The organism is Frankia sp. CoWAU3 (assembly GCF_977971855.1).
On sequence record NZ_CDWWXB010000066.1, the window covers coordinates 2,593 to 10,672 of the forward strand.

The 8,080-nt window shown below is 71.0% G+C and carries 7 protein-coding genes and 1 pseudogene; 5 read left to right on the forward strand and 3 right to left on the reverse strand.

Going from position 1 to position 8,080, the window contains the following annotated elements:
* Nucleotides 1-595: 595 nt before the first annotated feature.
* Nucleotides 596-1,930, forward strand: a pseudogene (locus tag AC08ON_RS08455) (alpha/beta hydrolase family protein); the annotation flags it as partial.
* 138 nt (nucleotides 1,931-2,068) lie between these two features.
* On the opposite strand, the gene AC08ON_RS08460 reads toward AC08ON_RS08455, so the two are convergent.
* Together AC08ON_RS08460 and AC08ON_RS08465 are read right to left on the reverse strand one after the other, a co-directional pair.
* On the reverse strand, nucleotides 2,069-2,443 hold the full coding sequence (locus AC08ON_RS08460) for a GNAT family N-acetyltransferase (protein WP_476616749.1): 375 nt from the start codon (nucleotides 2,441-2,443) through the stop codon (nucleotides 2,069-2,071).
* A 109-nt stretch (nucleotides 2,444-2,552) separates the two neighbouring features.
* On the reverse strand, nucleotides 2,553-3,332 hold the full coding sequence (locus tag AC08ON_RS08465; protein ID WP_476607826.1) for a sporulation protein: 780 nt from the start codon (nucleotides 3,330-3,332) through the stop codon (nucleotides 2,553-2,555).
* Nucleotides 3,333-3,538: 206 nt separating this feature from the next.
* Between AC08ON_RS08465 and AC08ON_RS08470 the strand changes: the two genes are divergently transcribed.
* Nucleotides 3,539-4,099: an Ntn hydrolase family protein gene (locus AC08ON_RS08470; RefSeq protein WP_476607827.1), complete on the forward strand. Its 561-nt coding sequence runs from the start codon at nucleotides 3,539-3,541 to the stop codon at nucleotides 4,097-4,099.
* A 29-nt stretch (nucleotides 4,100-4,128) separates the two neighbouring features.
* Here the strand turns inward: AC08ON_RS08470 and AC08ON_RS08475 are convergent, their stop codons facing one another.
* A complete protein-coding gene (locus tag AC08ON_RS08475) occupies nucleotides 4,129-5,118 on the reverse strand; it encodes an aldo/keto reductase (RefSeq protein ID WP_476607828.1) in 990 nt (329 codons plus the stop codon).
* 287 nt (nucleotides 5,119-5,405) lie between these two features.
* Here AC08ON_RS08475 and AC08ON_RS08480 point away from each other — a divergent pair, with 287 nt between their 5' ends.
* From AC08ON_RS08480 to AC08ON_RS08490, 3 genes are all read left to right on the forward strand, one after another.
* Nucleotides 5,406-6,752 carry a TerD family protein gene (locus AC08ON_RS08480; protein WP_476607832.1) on the forward strand — a complete coding sequence of 449 codons (1,347 nt, stop codon included), beginning with the start codon at nucleotides 5,406-5,408 and terminating at the stop codon, nucleotides 6,750-6,752.
* 46 nt (nucleotides 6,753-6,798) lie between these two features.
* Nucleotides 6,799-7,476 carry an AIM24 family protein gene (locus tag AC08ON_RS08485; RefSeq protein ID WP_476607829.1) on the forward strand — a complete coding sequence of 226 codons (678 nt, stop codon included), beginning with the start codon at nucleotides 6,799-6,801 and terminating at the stop codon, nucleotides 7,474-7,476.
* A gap of 84 nt (nucleotides 7,477-7,560) precedes the next feature.
* Nucleotides 7,561-8,080 (forward strand): AIM24 family protein (locus tag AC08ON_RS08490; RefSeq protein WP_476616743.1); only part of this gene is annotated, 520 nt, incomplete at its 3' end.

An 8,080-nucleotide genomic window follows, 5' to 3' on the forward strand; every position in this document is an offset into this window, starting at 1 on the left:
TCCCGGCGATCTGTCCGACGCCTGGGTCGCGGCGGCGAGCTGTCGCGCACCGAGTACCGGCCCGCATGGTCGGCTCGCCTTCGTCGGCGATCGCGGCGGCGCCCCCGCGCTGTGGATCCGGGACCCGGACGGCCGGGAGCGCCCGGTTGACACCGGCCCCGGTCATGTCCGGGCGGTCCTGTGGTCGCCGACCGACGACCGGATCGCCGTCCACGTCGCGCCGGGCGGCGGGGAGCTCACCGAGGTCCGGACCGTCCGGGCGGACGGCGGTGACCTGCGCCACCTGGCCGGCGGCGGGAGGCGGGCCGCCACCCCAGCCCGCTGGACCGACGACGGCCACGGCCTCGTCGTGACCGAGTCAGACCGCTCCGATCCGTCCGGCCGCACCGCCGCGGTGCTGATCGACTCCGACGGGCGACGGACCCGCCTCGCAGCCGGAGTGGCGCTGCAGGTGTGCGACGTCGCCGCTCTCCCCGACTCCGCGCCGGACGGGACGGGGAGCGGCGGTCCGGGGCGGGGCCCGGCCGGTGGCGGGTACCGCCTGCTGCTGCGGGAGGGCCCCCGTGGCGTCCGGCGGGTGCTCGTGGTCGACACCATGATCGCAGCCGGGGAGGGGATCGGCGGGTCATGGCAGGTGCCCGGCGGGACGGCGACCACCGTGACCGGTCGGTTCGTCGCCGACGGCCGTCGCCTGCTGCTGCTGTGCGACATCGGGCGGGACCGGGCCGCGTTGTTCGACGTCCCCGTCGACCCCACGGGCGATCCGGCCGGCGGGCCGCGGGTCCTCGCCGCCCGGGATGACGCCGATCTGGAGCGGTTCGCCCTGCTCGATCCGGATCGGGCGGTCGTCGTCTGGAACGTGGGCGGGCGCAGCGAGCTCGCGCTGGTCGATCTGCCCACCGGACGGTCACTGACGCTGCCGCCGCTTCCCCGCGACGTCGTCACCGGCGTGCTCGTCCGGCCCGGGGGGCGGGAGCTCGTGCTTGCTCTGGATGGTGCCATCAGGCCGGGGGAGATCTGGACCTGGGATCTCACCGCGCCATCCGCCGGCTACCGTCGGCTGATCTCGCACGCTCCCGTCGAGGCAGTGACCATCCCGGGACCGCGGGTCGTCCTGAACATCGACGTTGACGGCCTGGGATCCGACAGCCCGGGGCCATCCGGGCCATCCGGGCTATCCGGGCCGGCGCGTGTACCCGGGATCCCCGGGCCCCGCACCGGTGACCACCCGCGGCTGGTCCGTCCGGTGCCGTGCGCCCTGCCGGCCCACGACGGCCGGGAACTGTCCGGTTGGTGGTACCGCCCGCACGGCCCGCGAGGACCGGTCCCGACCCTGCTCCACCTGCACGGCGGCCCGGAGGCGCAGGAGCGTCCCGTCTACAACCCGCTGTTCCAGGCCGTGCTCGCCCGGGGGATCGCGGTGTTCGCGCCGAACGTGCGCGGCTCCACCGGATTCGGCCGGTCGTTCGAGGAGGCCGATCACACCCATCGTCGGTTCGGCGGCATCGCCGACGTCCGCAGCTGCGTGGCGCATCTGGTCGCGGCGGGCCTGGCCGACCCGGACCGGATCGGCGTCGCCGGCCGCTCCTACGGCGGCTATCTGACGTTGGCGGCGATGGTCCACTTCCCGGAGCTGTTCCGGGTCGGGGTAGACGTCTGCGGGATGGTTGATCTGGAGAGCTTCTATCAGTACACCGAGCCGTGGATCGCCGCGTCCGCGGTCACCAAGTACGGTGATCCACGCACCGAGCCGGCGTTGCTGCGGGCGCTGTCCCCGCTGCACCGGATGAGCGCCCTCGCCGCGCCGTTGCTCGTCGTGCACGGGGAGAACGACACCAACGTCCCGGTGATCGAGGCGGAGCAGACGGTTGCCGCGGCCCTCGCTCGCGGCGTCGACTGCCGTTACCTGCTCTTTCCCGGCGAGGGGCACGAGATCGCGGATCTGCGCCACCGCAGGTCGTTCGTCCGAGCCGTCGTCGCCTGGCTGACCCCCCGGCTGCTGACCCCCTGTCCCCTGTCCCCCGACCGCCGGGCGGCTGACGGCCGGGGGAGGGACTGCGGAGGGACCTCAGAGTCGGCGGGTGAAGTGGAAGGCCGCGATCGTGAAGCCGGTTCGCAGGTAGAGCCGGTGCGCCTTGTAGCGGTGGGTGCCGGCGTCGAGATGGATATGTTCGCAGCCGAGCCGGCGCGCCTCCCGTTCACTCCAGGCGAGCAGCCGGGTGGCGTGCCCCCGCCCCCGCGCAGCCAGGATCGTGGACAGATCGTCGATGACCAGATGCCGCCCGTAGGCAAGCGAGGTCACCTGCCGGAAGCCGACCGCCGCGACCACCCGTCCCAGCTCCCCGTCCCACGACGCGACCAGGCGGTAGCCCTCGGGGCGCTGGACCTCGTTGACGAGCTTGACGAACCCGGTGGAGGTCAGATGCGGCCGAAGCTGCCGCATGGGGTCGAACGCCAGCCAGGTACGATCCGCCTCCAGCTCCTCGATCTTCACATACCGTATTCTTGCAGCTTCACCAGGTGAGCCGACGTCCCCCGGACGGGTAGAGCGCTCAGAACCAGCCGCGGCGGCGGCCCAGGTGCTCCAGCTGCTGGTGGAGCAGCCCGGCGAGCTGGTGCCGGTCGGTGTCGTGGTGGCCAAGCCGGAACCGGCTGAGCTCGTCGCCACCGGAGGACAGCAGCCCACCGCGGCGGTCGGCCTCCAGGACGACGTCCACCCCGGAGCCGTCGACGAGGAAGGTGACCTCCAGTTCGGAGATGCGCCGGGCGTACTCGCCCGACGGCTTCAGCTCGATCTCCTGGTAGAAGGGCAGGTCGGAGCCGTGTAGGCGGCCCTTCTCGACGTCGGCGGACTTGAAGTGGAAGCCGAGGTCACCGAGGGCGGCGAGCACCGCCTCCTGGACGGGCAGCGGGTGCACGTTCACCGCGTCGAGGTCACCCGGGTCCACCGCCCCGGGGATGGCCAGCTTGGTCCGCACCCCGATCTTCATCCCGTGCAGATGCCACCCGCCGATGTCGGTGATCGGGGTCTGCCACGGCACGGGCGGCTCGAAGCGGCCGCTGATCTGCTGCTCCGGGTGGATAGTGAAGCCGCCACCGATCTGCTGGGTACCGAAGGTGACCTGCTCGTGCCAGGTCGAGTCGTCGGTCTCGACCTCGACGGTCGCCTCGAGCGCGACGAGGACCTTCTCGATCTTCTGCTCGACCTTGCCGCCGGTGACGGTGGTCAGACCGGTCACGACCTGGCCCGGCAGGGTTTCCGGACGGTCCAGCACGGTCTCGACCTCGGCCCCGCCCACACCGAGCCGCGACATGAACCGCTTCATCCCCATGGGGTGCCCGTCCTCCGCTTCCGTTCTCGTGTGTGCGCAGGACACGTTCTCACATCCGCCTGACGACCGGACCGCCGGAACGGCTCCCGGGTCGGCAGGGTGACAGCGGGCGGGGCGGGTGACAGCGGGCGGAGCGTGTCAACGGGCTGGTGGCGCGGATGGGGTACGGCGTCCGGCTTCGGGGCGAACCGGTACCATTCCGCTTCGTGACCTGCATCGTCGGGGTACAGCAGGACGGCCGGGTCGTGATCGGTGGGGACAGCGCCGGTGTCGCTGGCTGGTCTATCGCTGTCCGTGCGGATACCAAGGTGTTTCGTAACAGTGAGTTCATTATGGGGTTCACTGATTCGTTCCGGATGGGCCAGCTGCTCCGCTACAGCCTGGTGCCCCCGGTCCCGCAGGACTGGGATCTCGATCGGTTCATGGCGACGGACTTCATCGCGGTGGTCCGGGACTGCCTGCGCGACGGCGGCTTCGCCCGCAACGACTCCGGCAACGAGAGCGGCGGGCTGTTCCTGGTCGGCCTCCGCGGACACCTCTACCGAATCGACTCGGACTACCAGATCGGCCGCAGCGCGGACAACTACTATGCGGTCGGCAGCGGCGACGAGTACGCCTGCGGCTCGCTGCACAGCACCCGGGGCCTCGACCCGAAACAGCGGGTCCGGATGGCGCTGGAGGCCGCGGCCCACCACTCGACCGGGGTGTGCCCGCCGTTCCACATCATCTCCTCCGACGACGTGACCACCTACGACGCCTCGGACTGACCGGACGCCTCGGACCGGCCGGACAGTGGTCAGCGGTGGAGCCGTTCCGTGGCCAGTGCGGCGAAGGCCGACGTGCCGGCGAGCGGTTCGAAGCGTTGCGCGGCGGCGGTCAACGTGCCGTACTCGTCCTCGGTGAGCGTGATGTCGGCCGCGGCGGCGTTGTTCTCCACCTGGGCGACGCTGGACGCCCCCGGGATCGCGACGACCGACGGATGATGGATCGCCCAGGCCAGCGCGATCTGGGCGGGGGTGGCGTCGTGCGTGGCGGCGACCTCGCGTAGGACGTCGAGCAGCGGGGTGGCGCGGGCCAGGTTCTCGGTGAGGAACAGCGGGTTTATCGCGCGGATCCGCCCGGTCGGGCGGTTCGTGACGTCGTAGCGGCCCGAGAGCAGCCCCTGGCTCAGCGGGCTCCAGGCGATCACGATCCGGGACTCCCGGGCTGCGAACGCCAGCAGCTCCTCGCCCCGCCTGCGCCGAACCAGGCTGTACTCGACCTGGTTGGACAGGATGGGCGCGCCGAGCGCCGCCTCGGCGTCCTGCCAGCGGGTCAGCGAGTAGTTGCTGACCCCGACGTCCCCGACGAGGCCGACGGCGCGCAGCGCCGCCATCCCGCGCATCGTCTGGCCGTCCCTGATCACCGGATTGGGCTGGTGGACCTGATACAGGTCGATGCGGTGCACCCCGAGCCGGTTCGCGCTCGCGACCGCCCGCTGCTCGACGATCGGAGCCAGCGGGAGCACGGGGAACACCTTCGTCGCCACGTACGCCCGGTCCAGCGCGTCCGGGATCCCGGCCAGCGCCGAGCCGAGGATGCGTTCGCTGCGTCCCATCCCGTAGATCTCGGCGGAGTCGAACAGCGTCACCCCGAGTTCGAGGGCCCGGCGCACGATGCGCCCGGCCTCGGTGTCGGCGTAGCCCGCCCCGTACCCCCACTCCCTGGACCCGAACTGCCAGGTTCCGAGGCCGATCTTGGATATCTTCCTACCGCTGGCTGTCGTGATGCCATCGACGTAGCGCATCTGTCCAGTGAACGCCCGACCATGTCGGAGCGCGAGAGGAGCCTCACCGGTAGCCGCTCCGATGCCGGTGTCGTCGTCGAATCGTCTTGTCCGCGAATCGTCTTGTCCGGGGATCGACAGCGTTCCCGGCGCCGGCGTGTTCGGCTGTACTCTCCGGCAGCTGCTAGGTTGCCGGCAGTCCGGTTCGTGCGGATGCGGGCGGGTGCCGGCTGGCCGGTTGGGCGCGGTAACGCCGGTAGGTCATGGTTGCGCCGGTCCGGCACGGAATGCCAGGTGGAGGGAGCGTGTTGGTCACCCAGTTCAGTCGAGGGCAGAAGGCGCAGCTGTCGACGATCACCCCGGGCACCGACCTGTACGTCGGGATCCAGATCAATGCGCCGGGGGAGTGGGACATCTCCTGCTTCGGCCTGGACGGCGCCGATCGCCTCACCGACGACCGCTACTTCGTCTTCTTCAACCAGCCGGCGTCGCCGGAGAAGTCCATCCAGCTCCTCGGGCCGCAGGCCGGCGACAGTCAGGCGTTCCGGGTCACCCTCGACCAGGTGCCCGCCTCGATCGGCCGGCTGTCGTTCTGCGCCGCCCTCGACGGTGCCGGTAGCGCCTCGGCGATCTCGTCGGGGTACCTGCGGATCGTCGTCGCGGGAACCGAGGTGCTGCGCTACTCCTTCACCGGCGCCGACTTCACCAGCGAGCGCGCCGTGATGATCGCCGACATCTACCGCAAGGGCGTGTGGCGGATCGCCGCCGTGGGCCAGGGGTTCCAGGGGGGACTGGCCGAGCTCATCCGCTCTTACGGCGGTGAGGTCGCCGACGAGGCGCCGCAGCCGGCCCCCGCCCCCGGGTTCGGCGCTCCGCTCGCCGCACCGCCGCCGCCCATGGGCTTCGCGGGTGGGATGCCCGCCACCGGCATGCCGGGTGGGATGCCGCTGACCGGCGCGTTCGGCGGACCCGAGATCCTGCCGTCGCAGGCGCGACCCACCCTGCCCGGGGCGATGAACAGCCTGGATCCCTACCGTGAGGTGCCGACCGCCGGTCGGTGGACCCAGCAGAACGGCAAGCTGGTCAAGGTCACCCTCGGTCCGGACGCGTTGGCGCTGCGCGGGTCGATGGTCGCCTACCAGGGCAGCGTCGAGTTCGACTACAAGAGCGGCGGGCTGCGCGGTCTCATCGAGGGCAAGCTGACCGGCCAGAGCCTCAAGCTGATGACCTGCAAGGGCTCGGGTGAGGTCTTCCTTGCCCAGGACGCCGCGGACCTGCACATCGTCGAGCTCGGCAGCTCCTCCCTCTGCGTCAACGCGAAGAACCTGCTGGCGATGGACGCCACCGTGCGCACCGAGGTGCGTCGGATCGAGAGCCCCGGCATCCCCGGCGGGGGGTTCTTCCACTTCGAGGTCTCCGGGCCGGGTTCGGTGGTCGTCATGACCAAGGGGTCCCCGATGACCCTCACCGTGCAGGGCCCGACCTTCGCGGACATGAACGCCCTTGTCGCCTGGACCACCGGCATGCGGGTCAGCTTGTCGACTCAGGTCCGGATCTCCCGGCAGATCTATGCCGGCGGTAGCGGCGAGGCACTGGCTCTGCAGTTCATGGGGTTCGCGGGGCACTTCATCGTCGTCCAGCCGTACGAGGTCTGAGGCGTGTCGACCATCCGGGAGGACCGCCGGGGGAGAGGAGCGGGCCGTGCAGGGCAGCCTGATCCAGCACTACGGACCAACTCCGATCATGGAACGGATGAGCAGGCACGGCTCGAAGATCGCCAAGGTGGTCATGAACCCGGGCCAGGATCTCTTCGCCCGGGTCGGGTCAATGATCGCCTACGAGGGGTTGATCGACTTCAATCCGCAGCCGCCACAGCTCGGCCGGATCGCCTCCTCCTGGGCGACGGGTGAGGGCGTTCCGCTCATGACGGCGACCGGCCAGGGGCTGCTGTACCTCGCGGACTACGGCAAGGAGGTCATCGTCGCGCAGCTTGCCGGCGAGGGACTCTCGGTCAACGGCAAGAACATCCTGGCCTTCGACGCCGGGCTGCAGTGGAGCATCGAGCGGGTCCGCGGCATCACCATGCTGTCCGGAATGGGGATGTTCAACGTGGTGGTGCGTGGGCACGGCTGGGTGGCGCTGACCGCCAAGGGCAGTCCGATCGTGCTCGACACCCGGGAGGCGTCGACCTACGTCGACACCGACGCCCTCGTCGCCTACACCGATGGGCTGCGCGTCGAGCCCTGGCGCACCGCCCGGCTCGGCGGGCTCATCGGGCGCGGCTCCGGGGAGGCGTTCCAGCTCGGCTTTTCCGGCCAGGGGTTCGTCGTCGTGCAACCGAGCGAGGACGAGCGGCCGACCTTCTCGGTGCGGGGCTGAGGCCGCGATGGCACGGTGGGGGCGGGCGGCCGGGTACCGGCGCCGGACGGCGGAGCGCACCGCGGAGAGGACGGGGACGGCGACATGACGCAGGGCGGGATGTACGGCGGCCACCCGGGTGGTCCGCAGGGCAACTATCCCGGCGGTGGTCCGGGCTATCCGCCGGGCCAGGGCTATCCGCCGGGCCAGGGGACACCCCCCGGTGGTCCCGGTGGTCCCGGTGGGCCGGCAGGCGGCATCCGCAGCAGTCTCCTGGACAATCCGGAGCGTCCCTCGGACGGGCCGTTCTCCCTGCAGAACGGCAAGATGCTCAAGGCGACGCTTGGCGCCCGCGGGATGCGGGAGTTCTATGCCCGCAAGGGCGCGATGGTCGCCTACCAGGGTGCCGCGAACTTCGACGCGCACTGGGAGGGCTGGGGCTCGCGTTTCCACAGCTTCTTCAGCGGCGGCGAGGGCCTGAACCTCATGCAGGTCTCCGGATCGGGTTCGGTCTTCCTCGCCAACCAGGCGCAGGACATCCACATCCTCGACCTGGTCGGTGACGGGCTCACCGTCGACGGCAAGAACGTGCTCGCCTTCAACGCCGACCTGACCTGGGACCTGG